The organism is Variovorax sp. GW821-FHT09B01 (assembly GCF_059418345.1).
Genome location: NZ_JBWKPQ010000006.1, coordinates 305,230 through 321,529, shown reverse-complemented (window position 1 = coordinate 321,529; position 16,300 = coordinate 305,230). Strand labels below are relative to the sequence as shown.

The following is a 16,300-nucleotide window of genomic DNA, read 5'->3' as shown; positions in this document are numbered from 1 at the left end:
GCGGTCCTCGGGAATTCAGGCGGGCGTGTCGGTGGGCTGGGCGGTCTGGGCGATGGCCTGGCGCAGGCTGTCGACGATCTGGTCGACGTGGCGGCGCTCGAGCGTGAACGGCGGCGACAGCGCGATCGTGTCGCCGACCGAGCGCACCAGCACGCCGGCGTCGAGGCAGCGCTGCGCCACGGCCTGGGCGTGCGTGCCCGCGCCCGCGGCCCAGGGCTGCAGCTCGATGCCGGCCAGCAGGCCGACGTTGCGCACGTCGATCACGCCGGGCAGGCCGCGCAGCGCGTGCAGGCATTCCTCGAAATAGGGCGACAGCGCCGCGGCCTGGGCGATCAGGCCGTCGTGCACGTAGGCGTCGAGCGTGGCCATGGCGGCCGCGCAGGCCAGCGGATGGCCCGAGTAGGTGTAGCCGTGCGAGAGCTCGACCGCGCTCACGCTGCCCTGCATGAAGGCGTCGTGCACCGCGTCGCGCATCAGCACCGCGCCCATCGGCACCGCGCCGTTGGTCAGGCCCTTGGCGGTGGTGATGATGTCGGGCTTCACGCCGAACAGGTCGGCCGCGAAATTGGTGCCCAGGCGGCCGAAGCCGGTGATGACCTCGTCGAAGATCAGCAGCACGCCGTGCCGGTCGCAGATCTCGCGCAGGCGCTTCAGGTAGCCGCGCGGCGGCGGCAGCACGCCGGTGGAGCCGGCCACCGGCTCGACGATGACGGCGGCCACGGTCGAGGCGTCGTGCAGCGAGATCAGCGCCTCGAGCGCGTCGGCCTTGTCGAGGCCGTGCGGCGGCTCGCCGCGCGAGAAGGCGTTGCGCGCCAAGTCGTGCGTGTGCGGCAGGTGATCCACGCCGTTGAGCAGCGGCCCGAAGGTGCTGCGCTGGCGGCCGATGCCGCCGACCGAGATGCCGCCGAAGCCCACGCCGTGGTAGGCGCGCTCGCGGCCGATCAGCCGGTAGCGGCCGGCCTCGCCGCGCGCGCGGTGATAGGCCACCGCGATCTTCAGCGCGGTGTCGACCGACTCGGAGCCCGAGTTGGTGAAGAACACGTGATTCATGCCCTCGGGCGCCATCCCGGCGAGGCGCTCGGCCAGCGTGAAGGCGGCCGGGTGGCCGATCTGGAAGTTCGAGGCGTAGTCGAGCACGTCGATCTGCGCCTTCAGCGCGGCGCTGATGCGCGGGTTGCGGTGGCCGGCGTTCACGCACCACAGGCCGGCGATGGCGTCGAGCACGCGGCGGCCGTCGGCGAGGTCGTAGTAGAGGCCTTCGCTGCCGACGATCAGGCGCGGCGATTGCTTGAACTTGCGGTTGGGGGTGAAGGGCATCCAGAACGCGTCGAGGGACGCGGGCAGGGCGGGCGACGCCGCGGCGGCGTCGGGGTTCGAAAGGGTGTCGGCTGCGGCCACGAGGGTTTTCTCCGTTTGGACGCGACCCGGCGCTCGGGTCGTCGTGGGCCGATCTTGGAGCGTGGATTGTATTTTTGTCGCAAGATGTACATGGTTTTTTGCGGTCAAAAATACAAAGCCGGCGCGATGATCGGCGCCACTCGCGATTCCTCCCCGGAGAACCTTGGATGGCCGAAGCACAGATGGACACGCCCCCGGCGCCGCCGATCGCGCCGCTCGCGCAGCGCGTGAGCCGCTACATCCTCGACCAGGCCCTGGCCGGCGGCTACGAGAACGGCCGGCACATGACCGAGGCCGACCTCGCGAGCCGGCTCGGCATCTCGCGCACGCCGGTGCGCGCCGCGCTGCGCTTCCTGCACGAGCGCGCCTTGCTGGCCCACATGCCCAACCGCGGCTACACGCTGGTGGCCGACCGCGAGGCGCTGGGCCGCGCGCGGCGCGAGATGCCCGAGGACGAGGAGAAGACCCTCTACTACCGGCTGCTGCGCGATCGCCTCGCGGGCAAGCTGCCCACGCGCGTCAACGAGCTCGAGCTGGCGCAGGCCTATGACGCGCCGCGGCCCCTGCTGCGCACCGTGCTGACCACGCTGCTGCAGGACGGCGTGCTGCGCGGGCGCCACTACCAGCGCTGGGAGTTCACCGAGACCCTCGACTCGGTCGAGAGCGAGCGCGAGAGCTACCGCTTTCGCCTGATCGTGGAGTGCGCCGCGCTGCGCGAGCCGGGCTTCCGCATCGACCATGAGCGGCTGCTGGCCTGCCGCGAGCGCCAGCAGAGCCTGCTGGCCCAGGCCGCGCGCTACAACTGGATGGATTTCTTCGAGGCCAACGCGCAGTTCCACGAGCTGCTGGCCAGCTTCTCGGGCAACCGCTTCGTGCTCGACACCGTGCAGCAGCAGAACCGGCTGCGCCGCATGTCGGACCTCTCGGACTATCCGCTCGTGAACGTCGACCTGCTGCACAAGTCCTGCCGCGAGCACCTCGAGATCCTCGACGCGGTCGAGGACGGCGACCTGGCCCGCGCCGCCGAAGGCATGCGGCTGCACCTGAGCCGCGCCAGCGACCTGCTGGAGCGGCGGGTGATGGGTGTGCTCGGCGATTGACTGAATCCGCAACCCACCCTTCCTCTTCTTTCTCTCCTTCTTTCTTCATGACGCAAGACAACACAGCGCTGGCCGCCGGCTGGCGCGACGGATTCCCCACGGCCGGCGCGCCCGTCACGAGGCCGCGCGAATGCCCGGTGTTCCAGCCGCCGCACAACCGCTGGGCCTTCTCGCACCTGCGCGAGCTGCAGCCCACGCGCAGGGTGGGGCGAGGCAGCGCGCCGGTGGCCGAGCTGCCGCGCGCGATGCGGCCCGAGATCGATGCGCTGCCCTTCGCGCGCTTCGGCGACGGCGCGCCCACGACCTGGCTCGCGGCGCTCGAGGCCATCCATGCCGACGGCGCCGTGGTGCTGCACCGCGGGCGCATCGTCTACGAGCGCTACTTCGGCGCGCTCGACGCGCAGGGCGAGCACATGGCGATGTCGGTCACCAAGTCGGTGGTGGGCACGCTCGGCGCCATGCTCGCGGCCGACGGCACGCTCGACGAGAACGCCTTCGTCACGCACTACATCCCCGAGCTGGCCGACAGCGCCTTCGGCAGCGCGACCGTGCGCCAGGTGATGGACATGACCACGGCCATCGACTATTCGGAGGAGTACGCCGACCCCGATGCGGGCGTGTGGAAGCATGCGCGCGCCGGCGAGCTGCTGCCGCGTCCGGCGGGCTACGCGGGCGCCGAGGGCTACCGGCAGTTCCTGCAGAGCGTGGGCGCGGCGCGCGACGGCACCGTGCACGGCCAGGCCTTCGCCTACCGCACCGTCAACACCGACGTGCTGGGCTGGCTGATCGCGCGCGCGGCCGGGCAATCGGTGGCGGGCCTGCTGGGCGAACTGATCTGGTCGCGCCTGGGTGCCGAACAGGACGCCAGCTTCGCGCTCGATGGCCAGGGCGCCGAGTTCGCGGGCGGCGGCTTGTGCACCGGCCTGCGCGACCTCGCGCGCTTCGGCGAGGCGATGCGATTGGGCGGCTTCTACAACGGCGCGCAGATCGTGCCCGAGGCCGTGGTGGCCGACATCCGCCGCGGCGCCGACCCGGCGCGCTTCGCGCTCGCGGGCTACACCCGGCTGGCCGGCTGGAGCTACCGCAACATGTGGTGGGTGGCGCACGACGCGCATGGCAGCTTCACCGCGCAGGGTATCCATGGCCAGGCGCTGCACATCGATCCGGCGGCCGAGATGGTGGTGGCGCGCTTCGCCTCGCATCCGTTGGCGGCCGATGCGCACCTGCCGACCTCGATGCCGGCCTTTCGCGCGCTGGCCGCGCACCTCATGGGCGAGGGCTGATCAGCCGGCGATCAGCGCGGCATCGACCACCCGCACGCGGTGGTCGATGTAGTAGCCGCCGAACTCTGTGTAGCGCAGCACCAGCCGCGCGCAGGCGCTGCAGCGGTAGACGTCGCAGCGGTTGTACGGGAAGTGCGCGACCGAGATCGGTGTCTCGGGCGAGTCGTAGCGCGTGCCGGCGGGATGGAATTCCTCGAACGTGGGTTCGTAGGCCTCGGGGTCGCGCAGCGTGCCGACCTGCTCCATCAACGCCTTGGGCCAGCGTTCCTCGGTGATGCTTTCCCAGGCCCTGGCATCCTGCAGGCGGCAGGCGCAGCTGGGGCGCGTGGGCGTGGCGGCTTCGGCGAGCCGGCGGAGGGCGGGGGTGTCTAGCAGGGTCATGCGCGAAGGGAGTCTAGTGCGCGCGCCATGTCCGAGCGTGGCGCGGGCTCAAGGCGGATCGTCGAGCAGCACCGCGCCCGGCCCCGAGGCGCCCAGCCTGTCGCCGGGATTGCGCAGCGGGCAGTCGGTCATCGACAGGCAGCCGCAGCCGATGCATTCGCCGAGGTCGTCGCGCAGCCGGGTCAGCACGCGGATGCGCGCGTCGAGCTCGTCGCGCCAGTGCGCGGACAGCGCCTTCCACTGCGCGGCATTGAGGATGCGCCCCTCGGGCAGCCGCGACAGCGAGTCGCGGATGGTCTCGAGCGGAATGCCCGTGCGCTGTGCCACGCGGATCACCGCGATGTGGCGCAGCACCTCGCGCGGATAGCGACGCTGGTTGCCCTCGCTGCGCCAGCCCTTGATCAGCCCCTTCGATTCGTAGAAGTGCACCGTCGAGACGGCGACGCCGCTGCGCCGGGCGACCTCGCCAACGGTCAAAACCTTGGCGGGCTCGGCGGGATGGTTCTCTGGCATGGCGGAAAGGCTCGGAGTCGGATCGGCGTCTTATAGGCGATATGGGCGATGTGGTGCTCAGCCGCCGAGCTGCCGCCGCAGGTGGCTCGCGATCGCCGCCGCGAGCAGCCCGCCGATGATGGAGACGTGCTCGAGCGCGAAGTACAGCGACAGCGTGGCGCGCGGTTCGGGCAGGGACCAGAAGCGGTGCACGATCGCGATCGTGAGCAGCAGGAACACCGAGAGCGCGCCGGCGCCCAGCCACACGGCGCGGTCGACCAGCAGCAGCAGCGAGCCGGCCAGCAGCACGAAGATGGTGGCGACATTGAAGGCCCAGGCCGGCTCGAGGCCCGCCGCGCGCATCTCGCCCACCCCGCCCGCGAAGTTCAGCGCCTTGGCAAGACCCGACGCGGCAAAGACCACGGCGAGAAGTATCCGGGCGGCCAGCCACAGCAGTTGGCTTTCCAACGCGGCATCGATCCACGACCTCATCAACATAGCTCCTGATTTCGGCGGGACATTCGTTTGCCGCCATGGGTTCATCGGTGAAGCCCACGCGGGTATTCGGGTGAGCGCGGCGGACTGTAAAACCTCAACCAAGCTTGAGGTCAAGCGCTGTCGGCAGGGAGCGGAATGGCCGGGTGCGCTACGCTCGCGCCCTGCGCGCTTGCAACCGACAGAAGCGGCGGCGCCCAAAGAAATCGAATGACACCGAACGAGAACCCAGAAAACGCCGGGCCGGGGCCCGATCCAGTGCGAGGCCCTGAAGCGGCCCAGGCGCTTGACGCCATGCGCCTGTCCGTGGCGCCCATGATGGACTGGACCGACCGCCACTGCCGCTACCTGCACCGCCTGCTGAGCCGCCACGCGCTGCTCTACACCGAGATGGTGACGACCGGCGCGCTGGTGCATGGCGACGTGCCGCGGCACCTGCGCTTCAACGCCGAGGAGCATCCGCTGGCGCTGCAGCTCGGCGGCAGCGAGCCGGCCGATCTGGCGCATTGCGCGAAGCTTGGCGAGCAATGGGGCTACGACGAGATCAACCTCAACTGCGGCTGCCCGAGCGAGCGCGTGCAGCGCGGCGCCTTCGGTGCCTGCCTGATGAACGAGCCGCAGCTGGTGGCCGACTGCGTGAAGGCGATGGTCGACGCGAGCAGCGTGCCGGTGACGGTGAAGCACCGCATCGGCATCGACAAGATCGAGAGCTACGAGTTCGTGCGCGACTTCGTGGGCCAGGTCAGCGAGGCAGGTTGCAACACCTTCATCGTGCATGCGCGCAATGCCTGGCTCAAGGGCCTGAGCCCGAAGCAGAACCGCGAGATTCCGCCGCTGCGCTACGCGCTGGTGCACAGGCTCAAGCACGACTTTCCGGCGCTGAAGCTCTCGATCAACGGCGGCATCACGCTCAATGCACAGGTGCACGAGCACCTGCGGCTGCTCGACGGGGTGATGGTGGGACGCGAGGCGTACCACAACCCCTGGTGGCTGGCCGAATGGGATGCGGAGTTCTTCGGCGCGGCGCCCTTGGAGCGCACGCGCGAGGAGGTCGAGACCCTGATGTGCGACTACATGGTGCGCGAGGCGGCCGAGCACGGCACGCCGTGGTCGAACATCGCGCGCCACATGCTGGGCCTGCGCAACGGGTTGCCGGGCGCGCGCCGCTGGCGCCAGGTGTGGAGCGACCACCGCATGAAGAGCAAGTCGCCGCACGAGGTGATGGCGATCGCGCACGAGCCGGTGGCGCAGGCGGCCTGAGCCGCGCTCCCGTTTCTTCTCAGGCCGCCATCAGCGTGGCCTCGGGCACGTCCTCGATGGTGGTGCGGCGCAGCTCGCGGCGCTCGGCGATGTCGTAGCGCCGGCCGCGGTGCAGGGTGCTGCGGTTGTCCCACATCACGAGGTCGTGCACCTGCCATTCGTGGCGGTAGACGAATTCGCGCTGGGTCGCGTGCTCGAGCAGGTCCGACAGCCGCATGCGGGCCTCGGCCACGGGCCAGCCGACGATCTCGCGCGCATGCACGCCCACGAACAGCAGCTTGCGCCCCGAGCCCGGGTGCGTCTGCACCAGCGGCCAGGTGGCCGGCGGGATGGTCTTCTTCTGCTCGTCGGTGTAGGCCTCGTCGCCGAGCAGGATGCGCGTGTGCAGCGCGTAGTGCTCGGCGCTCAGGCCCTCGAGCTCGGTCTTGTCGCGCGCGGGCAGGGCGTCGTAGGCGGCGCGCAGGTCGGTGAACTCGGTGTTGCCGCCCCAGCTCGGCAGCACCAGCGCATGCAGCATCGAATAGGCGGCGCGCGGGTTCTGGAACGAGCTGTCGCTGTGCCAGAGCTGGTTGGCGAAGTTCGAGAGGTTCTTGGGCGAATCGCGGCGCGCGACGTTGCCTTGCGCATCGACGTTCGAGATGTCGATCAGGCGCTCGTCCTCGAGCCGCTCGGGGCGCTTGAACACCTTCTTGAGGCCGAGGTCCAGCGGCCCGAAGGCCTTGGCGAAATCGATCTGCTGCTGGCCCGTGAGCGGCTGGCCGCGCCACACCAGCACGGCGTAGCGGTTCATCGCGGCGTTGATCTGCTTGACCTCGTCGCTCGAGAGCGGCCGGGCGATGTCGATGCCGCGCGCTTCGGCGGCGAAATGCGGATGCAGGGGGGTGAGTGCTAGGGGCATGGGAAGGGTGTCCGGATGGAAAGAGGGACTCACTCGGGCTGGATGCCCGCGTCGGCGATGACGCGCGCCCAGCGCTTCATCTCCGACTGCACGAAGGCGTCGAACTGCGCGGGCGTGGAGGCGACCACCTCCATGCCCTGTTCCTCGACGCGCTTGCGCATCTCGGGATCGAGCAGCACGCGACGGGTGTCCGACTGGATCTTCTCGATGACGGCCGGCGGCGTGCCGTGCGGCGCGATGAAGCCCAGCAGCGCATTGACGTGGAAGCCGGGCAGGGTCTGCGCGACGGTCGGATAGCTGAAGCCGGGCACGGGCTTGTCGCCGAGGGTGGCGATCAGCTTCATGCGGCCGGCCTTCACGAAGGGCAGCACCGAGAGGAAGGGGTCGACCACGAGGTCGATGCGCCCGCCCATGAGTTCGGTGTGCGCGGGCGAGCTGCCCTTGAAGGGCGCGTGCAGCATGTCGAAGCCGGCCTCGCGCTTGAGCAGCTCGGCCCCCAGGTGCGTGGTGCTGCCGGCGCCGGGCGTGCCGTAGGTCAGCTTGCCCGGGTTCTTCTTCGCATAGGCGATCAGCTCGGCCAGCGTGTTGAAGGGCGCGTCGGGTCGGGCCACGATGGCCAGCTGCAGGTTGGCGATCTGCGTGATGCCCGCGATGTCCTTGAGCGTGTCGTAGGGCAGCGTCTTGCGCAGCGAGGGGTTCACCGCGAACGAGGAATTCACCATGCCGATGGTCAGCCCGTCGGGCGGGGCCTTGGCGACGAAGTCGGCGCCGATCGCGGTGCCGGCGCCGGGCTTGTAGTCGACGATGACCGGCTGGCCCCAACCCTCCTGCAGCTTCATGGCGATGAGCCGGCCGACGGTGTCGGTCGGCCCGCCGGGGGCGAACGGCACGATGAGCTTCACCGGTCCCTTGGGGAACGCGGCCGGCGCGGCGGCCCGCGCGAAACCCGGAAGGGCGGCGCCGGCCAGCAGGCCGAGGCCGGTGCCAAGGAGCTCGCGGCGGCGCGGCGACGGCGGGGAGAAGTGGGGGTTTTGTCTCGTCATCTCATTATTTTGAAACTGTGTTCCGAAATAATGATCTCCCAAAGTTCTCGCGTCAACCCGTTTTTGCTGAAAAATGGCAACAAAGATCAATCAGGGAAGCAAAGGTTTCTAAAAATGAATGACGCGATTGGCGGCAGGGAAGAGGTGAGCGCGCTCGCCAGGGGACTGGCCCTGCTGAAGGTGATCGGGATGGCGGCGGCGCCGATGGGCAATCGCGAACTGGCGGATGCGACGGGCATTCCCAAGGCGACGGTGTCGCGGCTCACGGCCACCCTGGTCGGGGCGGGCTACCTGCGGCAGTCGCAGGACAGCGAGCGTTTCAGCCTGGGGCCGGCGCTGCTCGACATGAGCAGCCGCTACCTGCGGCACTTCGACCTGCGCACGGTGGCGCGCCCGCATCTCGCGGCGCTGTCGGACTTCGCGGGCGCGAGCGTGCACATGGGCGTGCGCGACGAGCTCGACATGCTGATCATCGATTCGCTGCGCCCGCGCTCGGTGATGATCAGCTCGCGCATCGAGGTCGGCTCGCGCATGACGATCGCCACCTCGGCCGCCGGACGGGCCTACCTGGCCTCGCTCGCGGCGCCCGAGCAGGAGGCGCTGCTGGCGCAGATCCGGCAGGAAAGCGGCGAGAACTGGCCGCGCATCGAGCCGGGGCTGATCGCCAGCATCGAGGAGTACGCGCGCGTGGGCTACTGCGGCTCGTTCGGCGAATGGCATCCGCACATCCACGCACTGGGCTTCGCGCTGCGCGGTCCGCGCGGCGAGCGCTACGCGGTGAGCTGCGGCGGCCCGGCCTACCTGCTGCCCAAGGACACCATGCTCGCGCGCGTGGCGCCGCGGCTGCTCGAGACGGCGCAGCGCATCGCGGCCGAGGCGGGCACGGTCGATCTCGATTGAGCGAAGCGAAGCGGGCCGCCGCGCGGCCCCGCGGCGAACGCTAGGCCGCCGCTTCCAGCCCGTTGCTGAAGTGCTCGCGCATGCGCGCCATGGCGGCCTCGCCGTCGCGCGCCTCGATCGCGGCCATCACCGAGCGGTGCTCGGCCAGCGACTCCCCGATCCGCCCGGCCTTGAGCAGCGAGTTGTGGCGGTTGAGCTTCATCACCTTGCGCAGGTCGGCCACCATCTGGTCGCGCCACTTGTTGTTGGCGATGGCCAAGAGGCGCATGTGGAAGCGCTCGTTGACCGCGAAGAAATGCTCGCGGTCTTCGGGCGCGGCCGCGGCCTCGAGCTCGGCGTGCAGCGCGCGCAGCTCGGCGAGCTGGGCCTCGGTGGCGCGCTCGGCCACCACGCCGGCGGCATCGCTCTCGAGCAATGAGAGCAGGTGGTAGACGTCGGCCAGGTCCTGCTCCGACACCTCGGTCACATAGGCGCCACGGCGCACCTTCATCGTCACCAGGCCCTCGGCGGCCAGCACCTTCAGCGCCTCGCGCAACGGCGTGCGGCTGATGCCGTACTCCTCGGCGAGCTTGAGTTCGTCGATCCAGCTGCCCGGTTCGAGCTCGCGGCGGAAGATCCGCTGGCGCAGCAGCTCGGCCACCTCTTCATAGAGGGCGCGCGGGGTGAGGGTGACGGCGGACATGGGCGGGACTGTACTTCAAAAATCGCGTTTGAATTAATAATTATGGATCGGTTAGACTCGCGGCCGGCCTGCAAATCCCTGCGGACCCCCAGCGATTCCAGCGAATCCTTTCCTCCAGCAGCACATCCCCTGCACGACACACTGCGAAGCGGCGCCTCCATGAGCAGCAAACCCGAACCCTCCTTCAAGCCCGCCACTCTCGAGGCCTGGGCCAAGGCCGCCGCCAAGTCGGCCCCCGGCGGCGACGTCGCCGCGCTGAACTGGATCACGCCCGACGGCATCAGCGTCAAGCCGCTGTACACCGCGGCCGACCTGCAGGGCCTGAAGTACACCGACACGCTGCCGGGCTTCGAGCCCTACCTGCGCGGCCCGCAGGCCACGATGTACGCGGTGCGCCCGTGGACCATCCGCCAGTACGCCGGCTTCTCGACCGCCGAGGAATCGAACGCCTTCTACCGCAAGGCGCTGGCCGCCGGCGGGCAGGGCGTGAGCGTGGCCTTCGACCTCGCCACCCACCGCGGCTACGACAGCGACCATCCGCGCGTGACCGGCGACGTGGGCAAGGCCGGCGTGGCGATCGATTCGGTCGAGGACATGAAGATCCTGTTCGATCAGATCCCGCTCGACAAGGTCAGCGTGTCGATGACGATGAACGGCGCGGTGCTGCCGGTGCTCGCGGGCTACGTGGTGGCTGCGGAAGAACAGGGCGTGGCGCAGGACCAGCTCAGCGGAACCATCCAGAACGACATCCTCAAGGAGTTCATGGTCCGCAACACCTACATCTTCCCGCCCGCGCCGAGCATGCGGATCATCGGCGACATCATCGAGTACACGGCGCAGAACATGCCGAAGTTCAACTCGATCTCGATCAGCGGCTACCACATGCAGGAAGCCGGCGCCAACCAGGCGCTGGAGCTGGCCTTCACGCTGGCCGACGGCAAGGAGTACGTGAAGACCGCGCTGGCCAAGGGCCTCGACGTCGACGGCTTCGCCGGGCGCCTGAGCTTCTTCTGGGCCATCGGCATGAACTTCTACCTCGAAGTGGCCAAGATGCGCGCCGCGCGCCTGCTGTGGTGCCGGATCATGAAGGAGTTCGAGCCCAAGAACCCCAAGAGCCTGATGCTGCGCACCCACTGCCAGACCTCGGGCTGGAGCCTGACCGAGCAGGACCCCTACAACAACGTGGTGCGCACCACCATCGAGGCGATGGCCGCGGTGTTCGGCGGCACGCAGAGCCTGCACACCAACGCGCTCGACGAAGCCATCGCGCTGCCGACCGAGTTCAGCGCCCGCATCGCGCGCAACACGCAGCTCATCATCCAGGAAGAGACGCACATCACGAACGTGATCGACCCCTGGGCCGGCAGCTACATGATGGAGAAGCTCACGCAGGACATGGCCGACGCGGCCTGGACCATCATCGAGGAGGTCGAGGCCATGGGCGGCATGACCAAGGCGGTGGACAGCGGCTGGGCCAAGCTCAAGATCGAGGCCGCCGCCGCCGAGAAGCAGGCGCGCATCGACTCGGGCAAGGACGTGATCGTCGGCGTCAACAAGTACAAGCTCAAGAACGAGGACGCGATCGAGAGCCTCTCGATCGACAATGTGAAGGTGCGCGACCAGCAGGTGGCGCGGCTGCAGAAGATCCGCGCCACGCGCGACGGCGCCAAGGTGCAGGCCGCGCTCGACGCGCTCACCGAGGCGGCCGAGAACGGCAGCGGCAACCTGCTCGCGCTGAGCATCGACGCGGTGCGTCTGCGCGCCACCGTCGGCGAGATCTCCGACGCGCTCGAGAAGTCCTTCGGCCGCCACCGCGCCGACACCCAGAAGGTGACCGGCGTCTACGCCGCCGCCTACGACTCCGCCGAGGGCTGGGAGAACCTCAAGACCGAGATCAACGCCTTCGCCGAGGAGCAGGGCCGCCGTCCGCGCGTGATGATCTCCAAGCTGGGCCAGGACGGTCACGACCGCGGCGCCAAGGTGGTGGCCACGGCCTTCGCCGACCTGGGCTTCGACGTCGACATGGGGCCGCTGTTCCAGACGCCCGAGGAGTGCGCGCGCCAGGCGATCGAGAACGACGTGCATGCGGTGGGCGTGAGCACGCTCGCGGCCGGCCACAAGACGCTGGTGCCCGCGATCATCGCGGAGCTGCGCAAGCAGGGCGCGGACGACATCATCGTGTTCGTCGGCGGCGTGATCCCGCGCCAGGACTACGACTTCCTCTACGAGGCCGGCGTGAAGGGCATCTACGGACCGGGCACGCCGATCCCGGCGAGCGCGAAGGACGTGCTGGAGCAGATCCGCGCGGCGGTCGCGGCCTGAGCAGCGTCGTGGGCGATCTCCTGTCGCGGCTGTCGCTGCAGCCCGTGGAATCCAGCGATTTCGAGGACATGCTGGCGCTGCGCATCGATGCGATGCGCCCGAGCCTCGAGCGTGTCGGCCGCTTCGACCTCGCGCGCTCGCGCGAGCGGCTCAGCGCCGGCTTCGTGATCCCGTTCATGCACCACATCGTGCTCGACGGCGACGGGCGCATCGGCTTCGTCACGCTCAAGCCCGAGGGCGCCGATGCGCTGCGGCTCGACCACCTGTACCTGCGCACCGGCTTCCAGGGCCTGGGCATCGGCGAATGGGTGATGCGCTGGGCCAAGGCGCAGGCGCGCGCGCAGCAGCGCGACATCAAGCTCACGGCGCTGGTGCGCAGCGATGCCAACCGCTTCTACCTGCGGCACGGCTTCGTGCTCGAGGGCGAGGAGGGCGTCGACCTGCACTACCGCTGGCGCCTCGCCGTGGAGGCCGCGTGCTGAACACGGCCCAGGCGCTGCAAAGCGCGATCGCCGAGACGGATGGCATGGCGCAGCGCCGTGCCATCGCCAAGGCCATCACGCTGCTCGAATCCACCCGCGCCGACCACCGTGCGCAGGCCGACGAGCTGCTCACCGCGCTGCTGCCGCGCACCGGCAACTCGTTCCGGCTCGGCATCTCGGGCGTGCCGGGCGTGGGCAAGTCGACCTTCATCGAGACCCTGGGCCTGCTGCTGATCGACAAGGGCCACCGCGTCGCGGTGCTCACCATCGACCCCTCGTCCACCGTCTCGGGCGGCTCCATCCTCGGCGACAAGACGCGCATGGAACGGCTCTCGGTGCACGAGCGCGCCTACATCCGCCCCAGCCCCTCGAGCGGCACGCTCGGCGGCGTGGCCGAGAAGACGCGCGAGGCGATGCTGGTGTGCGAAGCCGCGGGCTACGACGTGGTGATCGTCGAGACCGTGGGCGTGGGCCAGAGCGAGACCGCGGTATCGGGCATGACCGACATGTTCGTGCTGATGCAGCTGCCCAACGCCGGCGACGACCTGCAGGCGATCAAGAAGGGCGTGATGGAGATCGCCGACCTGGTCGTCATCAACAAGGCCGACATCGACAAGGACGCCGCCACGCGCGCGCAGGCGCAGATCACCTCGGCGCTGCGGCTGTTCGGCCAGCACGGCCATCCCGACCATGCGCGCCACGACGAGAGCTTCTGGCATCCGCAGGCGATCCAGCTCAGCGCATTGCTGGGGCAGGGCGTCGACGCGTTCTGGACCCAGGTCGAGCGTTTTCGCGCGCTGCAGGCAGCCAACGGCCGGCTCATGGGCCGCCGCCAGCAGCAGGCCAAGTCGTGGATGTGGGACCGCATCGAAGCGGGCCTGCGCCATGCCTTCCGCCATCACCCGCGCGTGAAGGAGGAGTTGCCGGCGCTGCTGGGCCAGGTGGGCGCGCTCGAGCTGGCGCCGTCGACCGCGGCGCGCCGCCTGCTCGGCCTCTATGCAGGCGACGAGAGCGCATGGGCCAGCTGAACGACCACGGCTTCGCGCGCGGTTTCGACACCGCGGCGGGACGCTTTGCCTGGGGCACGACCTTCGAGCAGCTGGAGGCGCGCGGGCTGCGGCCCGCGCATACGGCCGCGGGCGTCAACGTCTGGCATGTGGCGGGCGCGGACGTGCTCGGGCTGCGCAGCAGCCGCATGGAACTCATGGTGCCGCGCCCCGGGCGCCCGGTGATGCAGGCGTGGCACCGGCTGGACCTGCCCGCGGGCGAGTCGCATGTCGACTTCGCGCTGCGCGCGCATGCGCAACTGGTCGAACGGTTCGGCGAGCCCGATCGCGGCGACGCGCGGCCCGCGCGCTTCAAGGAAGAGAACGCCTGGAGCGTGGCTGTCAGCGCCGAGTGGCGCCTGGCTGGCGTGCGCGTGGGCGTCTCGTGGTACGGCGCGCCGCGCGACGACGAGGCGGCCGGAAAGACCAGCGGCATCCTGTTCGTCGACTGGGACGACGAGGTCGCGGCCGCCGCGCCGTGGGCCGAGGCCTGGCAGCGCGAGCAGTCGGCGCTCGACGTCATGCTGCGCGAGGCGCATGCGGTGGCGAGGCTCGAGGCCGGCCCCGCGCGCGAATTCGCGCGGAGTGCGGCGCAGCGCGTGCTGCGCATGCCCGCGTTGCACTTCACCGTGTCCGGCTTCGCGCTGCTGCAGGGCGATGGCGCCGCCAATCACCGACTGGTGCTGTGGTCCTCGGCCGCGGGCGATGCTTGGGGCGTCTCCGATCTCCACGACACCGTCTTCTGCCGCCGCGGCGAAAGCCTCGCGGCGCAATGGGTGCAGGTGCTGCCGGCCAAGGGCGGCGGCAGCACCGATCTCTCGTTCGGCCCGCTCACCAACACGTCGCCCTATCGCCCGCGCGAGCGGTGCGGCGCGATCGCGCAATTCATGGACATCCTGGCCACCATGCCGGGGGCATCGTTCCAGTACAGCGAAACCTATGACTGCTGATTTTTCAAAGAGGCTTTTCTCATGCAAGAACTGATCGACGAACTCGAAAAGCGCCGTGCGCAGGCCCGCCTGGGCGGTGGACAGAAGCGCATCGACGCGCAGCATGCCAAGGGCAAGCTCACGGCGCGCGAACGCCTCGAGCTGCTGCTGGACGACGGCACCTTCGAGGAATGGGACATGTTCGTCGAGCACCGCTCGACCGACTTCGGCATGGCCGACAACAAGATCCCGGGCGACGGCGTGGTCACTGGCTACGGCATGATCAACGGCCGCCTGGTGTTCGTCTTCAGCCAGGACTTCACCGTCTTCGGCGGCGCGCTCAGCGAAGCGCATGCCGAGAAGATCTGCAAGGTGATGGACCAGGCGATGAAGGTCGGCGCCCCGGTGATCGGCCTCAACGACTCGGGCGGTGCGCGCATCCAGGAGGGCGTGGCCTCGCTCGGCGGCTATGCCGACGTGTTCCAGCGCAACGTGATGGCCTCGGGCGTGGTGCCGCAAATCAGCATGATCATGGGCCCGTGCGCGGGCGGCGCGGTGTACTCGCCCGCCATGACCGACTTCATCTTCATGGTGAAGGACTCGAGCTACATGTTCGTCACCGGCCCCGAGGTGGTGAAGACCGTGACGCACGAGAGCGTGACGGCCGAGGAACTGGGCGGCGCCGTGACCCACACCACGCGCAGCGGCGTGGCCGACATGGCGTTCGAGAACGACGTCGAGGCGCTGATGATGCTGCGCCGCCTCTACAACTACCTGCCGCTCAACAACCGCGAGAAGCCGCCGGTGCGCCTGGGCAACAACGGCCAGGGCGACCCGGCCGACCGGCCCGACTATTCGCTCGACACGCTGGTGCCCGAGAACGCGAACAAGCCCTACGACATGAAGGAGCTGATCTTCAAGGTCGCGGACGACGGCGACTTCTTCGAGCTGCAGCCCGACTACGCGAAGAACATCGTGATCGGCTTCGCGCGCATGGAAGGCCAGACCGTGGGCATCGTCGCCAACCAGCCGCTGGTGCTGGCGGGCTGCCTCGACATCAAGAGCAGCATCAAGGCCGCGCGCTTCGTGCGCTTCTGCGATGCCTTCAACATCCCGGTCGTGACCTTCGTCGACGTGCCCGGCTTCATGCCCGGCACCGGCCAGGAGTACGGCGGCATCATCAAGCACGGCGCCAAGCTGCTCTACGCCTATGCCGAGTGCACGGTGCCGAAGATCACCGTCATCACGCGCAAGGCCTACGGCGGCGCCTACGACGTGATGGCCTCGAAGCACCTGCGCGGCGACGTCAACCTGGCCTGGCCGCGCGCCGAGATCGCGGTGATGGGCGCCAAGGGCGCGGTCGAGATCATCTTCCGCGAGGACAAGAACGATCCGGCCAAGCTCGCTGCGCGCGAGGCCGAGTACAAGGCCCGCTTCGCCAACCCCTACGTGGCGAGCGCGCGCGGCTACATCGACGACGTGATCCTGCCGCACGAGACGCGCAAGCGCATCTGCCGCTCGCTGGTGATGCTGCGCGAGAAGAAGCTCGAGAACCCGTGGCGCAAACACGGCAACATTCCGCTTTGAGC

Annotated in this window: 16 protein-coding genes; 9 read left to right on the top strand and 7 right to left on the bottom strand. The window is 69.4% G+C overall.

Features of this window, described 5'->3' with window-relative positions; genetic code table 11:
• Positions 1-15 precede the first annotated feature (15 nt).
• Positions 16-1,398, bottom strand: a complete 1,383-nt coding sequence (gene aptA, locus AC07RV_RS20520; RefSeq protein WP_472922557.1) for an omega-aminotransferase AptA — start codon at positions 1,396-1,398, stop codon at positions 16-18.
• A gap of 167 nt (positions 1,399-1,565) precedes the next feature.
• Here aptA and AC07RV_RS20515 point away from each other — a divergent pair, with 167 nt between their 5' ends.
• Positions 1,566-2,498 carry a GntR family transcriptional regulator gene (locus AC07RV_RS20515; RefSeq protein WP_296788979.1) on the top strand — a complete coding sequence of 311 codons (933 nt, stop codon included), beginning with the start codon at positions 1,566-1,568 and terminating at the stop codon, positions 2,496-2,498.
• A gap of 47 nt (positions 2,499-2,545) precedes the next feature.
• Positions 2,546-3,781, top strand: coding sequence for a serine hydrolase domain-containing protein (locus tag AC07RV_RS20510; RefSeq protein WP_296788981.1), 1,236 nt, complete (start codon positions 2,546-2,548; stop codon positions 3,779-3,781).
• Here the strand turns inward: AC07RV_RS20510 and AC07RV_RS20505 are convergent, their stop codons facing one another.
• Genes AC07RV_RS20505 through AC07RV_RS20495 form a run of 3 tightly spaced genes read right to left on the bottom strand, consistent with a single transcriptional unit; the run spans position 3,782 to position 5,146 of the window.
• A complete protein-coding gene (locus AC07RV_RS20505) occupies positions 3,782-4,162 on the bottom strand; it encodes a hypothetical protein (RefSeq protein WP_296788983.1) in 381 nt (126 codons plus the stop codon).
• Positions 4,163-4,210: 48 nt separating this feature from the next.
• The gene (soxR, locus tag AC07RV_RS20500; RefSeq protein ID WP_296788985.1) at positions 4,211-4,675 is read right to left on the bottom strand and encodes a redox-sensitive transcriptional activator SoxR; all 465 of its coding nucleotides are present in this window, start codon (positions 4,673-4,675) and stop codon (positions 4,211-4,213) included.
• 57 nt (positions 4,676-4,732) lie between these two features.
• A complete protein-coding gene (locus tag AC07RV_RS20495; protein ID WP_093343438.1) occupies positions 4,733-5,146 on the bottom strand; it encodes a DoxX family protein in 414 nt (137 codons plus the stop codon).
• Positions 5,147-5,359: 213 nt separating this feature from the next.
• Between AC07RV_RS20495 and dusA the strand changes: the two genes are divergently transcribed.
• Positions 5,360-6,409 carry a tRNA dihydrouridine(20/20a) synthase DusA gene (gene dusA, locus AC07RV_RS20490; RefSeq protein ID WP_296788987.1) on the top strand — a complete coding sequence of 350 codons (1,050 nt, stop codon included), beginning with the start codon at positions 5,360-5,362 and terminating at the stop codon, positions 6,407-6,409.
• A 19-nt stretch (positions 6,410-6,428) separates the two neighbouring features.
• Here the strand turns inward: dusA and AC07RV_RS20485 are convergent, their stop codons facing one another.
• Together AC07RV_RS20485 and AC07RV_RS20480 are read right to left on the bottom strand one after the other, a co-directional pair.
• The gene (locus AC07RV_RS20485; RefSeq protein ID WP_296788989.1) at positions 6,429-7,307 is read right to left on the bottom strand and encodes a TauD/TfdA dioxygenase family protein; all 879 of its coding nucleotides are present in this window, start codon (positions 7,305-7,307) and stop codon (positions 6,429-6,431) included.
• 29 nt (positions 7,308-7,336) lie between these two features.
• Entirely contained in the window at positions 7,337-8,350 is a 1,014-nt protein-coding gene (locus AC07RV_RS20480; RefSeq protein ID WP_296788991.1) for a tripartite tricarboxylate transporter substrate binding protein, read from the bottom strand.
• A gap of 114 nt (positions 8,351-8,464) precedes the next feature.
• On the opposite strand from AC07RV_RS20480, the gene AC07RV_RS20475 reads away from it, so the two are divergent.
• Positions 8,465-9,250 carry an IclR family transcriptional regulator gene (locus AC07RV_RS20475; RefSeq protein WP_057593637.1) on the top strand — a complete coding sequence of 262 codons (786 nt, stop codon included), beginning with the start codon at positions 8,465-8,467 and terminating at the stop codon, positions 9,248-9,250.
• 40 nt (positions 9,251-9,290) lie between these two features.
• On the opposite strand, the gene AC07RV_RS20470 is transcribed toward AC07RV_RS20475, so the two are convergent.
• On the bottom strand, positions 9,291-9,932 hold the full coding sequence (locus AC07RV_RS20470) for a GntR family transcriptional regulator (RefSeq protein ID WP_057593638.1): 642 nt from the start codon (positions 9,930-9,932) through the stop codon (positions 9,291-9,293).
• A 159-nt stretch (positions 9,933-10,091) separates the two neighbouring features.
• Here AC07RV_RS20470 and scpA point away from each other — a divergent pair, with 159 nt between their 5' ends.
• Genes scpA through AC07RV_RS20445 form a run of 5 tightly spaced genes read left to right on the top strand, consistent with a single transcriptional unit; the run spans position 10,092 to position 16,298 of the window.
• Complete coding sequence (gene scpA / locus AC07RV_RS20465; RefSeq protein ID WP_296788994.1) at positions 10,092-12,254, top strand: methylmalonyl-CoA mutase; 2,163 nt, start codon at positions 10,092-10,094, stop codon at positions 12,252-12,254.
• A gap of 8 nt (positions 12,255-12,262) precedes the next feature.
• Positions 12,263-12,736, top strand: a complete 474-nt coding sequence (locus tag AC07RV_RS20460; RefSeq protein ID WP_093342682.1) for a GNAT family N-acetyltransferase — start codon at positions 12,263-12,265, stop codon at positions 12,734-12,736.
• Positions 12,730-13,764: a methylmalonyl Co-A mutase-associated GTPase MeaB gene (gene meaB, locus AC07RV_RS20455; protein ID WP_296788996.1), complete on the top strand. Its 1,035-nt coding sequence runs from the start codon at positions 12,730-12,732 to the stop codon at positions 13,762-13,764. Before AC07RV_RS20460 ends, meaB begins: the two co-directional genes overlap by 7 nt.
• Complete coding sequence (locus AC07RV_RS20450) at positions 13,752-14,732, top strand: hypothetical protein (RefSeq protein WP_296788998.1); 981 nt, start codon at positions 13,752-13,754, stop codon at positions 14,730-14,732. The genes meaB and AC07RV_RS20450 overlap by 13 nt, the downstream gene beginning before the upstream one ends.
• Positions 14,733-14,753: 21 nt before the next feature.
• Complete coding sequence (locus AC07RV_RS20445; RefSeq protein ID WP_093342678.1) at positions 14,754-16,298, top strand: acyl-CoA carboxylase subunit beta; 1,545 nt, start codon at positions 14,754-14,756, stop codon at positions 16,296-16,298.
• The last annotated feature ends 2 nt before the right edge of the window (positions 16,299-16,300 follow it).

Bases quoted from the DNA above. Each gene is read 5' to 3' on its own strand.
- AC07RV_RS20445 (WP_093342678.1), top strand. From the start codon at position 14,754: ATGCAAGAACTGATCGACGAACTCGAAAAGCGCCGTGCGCAGGCCCGC.
- scpA (WP_296788994.1), top strand. From the start codon at position 10,092: ATGAGCAGCAAACCCGAACCCTCCTTCAAGCCCGCCACTCTCGAGGCC.
- AC07RV_RS20450 (WP_296788998.1), top strand. From the start codon at position 13,752: ATGGGCCAGCTGAACGACCACGGCTTCGCGCGCGGTTTCGACACCGCG.
- AC07RV_RS20485 (WP_296788989.1), bottom strand. From the start codon at position 7,307: ATGCCCCTAGCACTCACCCCCCTGCATCCGCATTTCGCCGCCGAAGCG.
- soxR (WP_296788985.1), bottom strand. From the start codon at position 4,675: ATGCCAGAGAACCATCCCGCCGAGCCCGCCAAGGTTTTGACCGTTGGC.
- dusA (WP_296788987.1), top strand. From the start codon at position 5,360: ATGACACCGAACGAGAACCCAGAAAACGCCGGGCCGGGGCCCGATCCA.
- AC07RV_RS20475 (WP_057593637.1), top strand. From the start codon at position 8,465: ATGAATGACGCGATTGGCGGCAGGGAAGAGGTGAGCGCGCTCGCCAGG.
- AC07RV_RS20480 (WP_296788991.1), bottom strand. From the start codon at position 8,350: ATGACGAGACAAAACCCCCACTTCTCCCCGCCGTCGCCGCGCCGCCGC.
- AC07RV_RS20515 (WP_296788979.1), top strand. From the start codon at position 1,566: ATGGCCGAAGCACAGATGGACACGCCCCCGGCGCCGCCGATCGCGCCG.
- AC07RV_RS20505 (WP_296788983.1), bottom strand. From the start codon at position 4,162: ATGACCCTGCTAGACACCCCCGCCCTCCGCCGGCTCGCCGAAGCCGCC.
- AC07RV_RS20510 (WP_296788981.1), top strand. From the start codon at position 2,546: ATGACGCAAGACAACACAGCGCTGGCCGCCGGCTGGCGCGACGGATTC.
- AC07RV_RS20470 (WP_057593638.1), bottom strand. From the start codon at position 9,932: ATGTCCGCCGTCACCCTCACCCCGCGCGCCCTCTATGAAGAGGTGGCC.
- AC07RV_RS20495 (WP_093343438.1), bottom strand. From the start codon at position 5,146: ATGAGGTCGTGGATCGATGCCGCGTTGGAAAGCCAACTGCTGTGGCTG.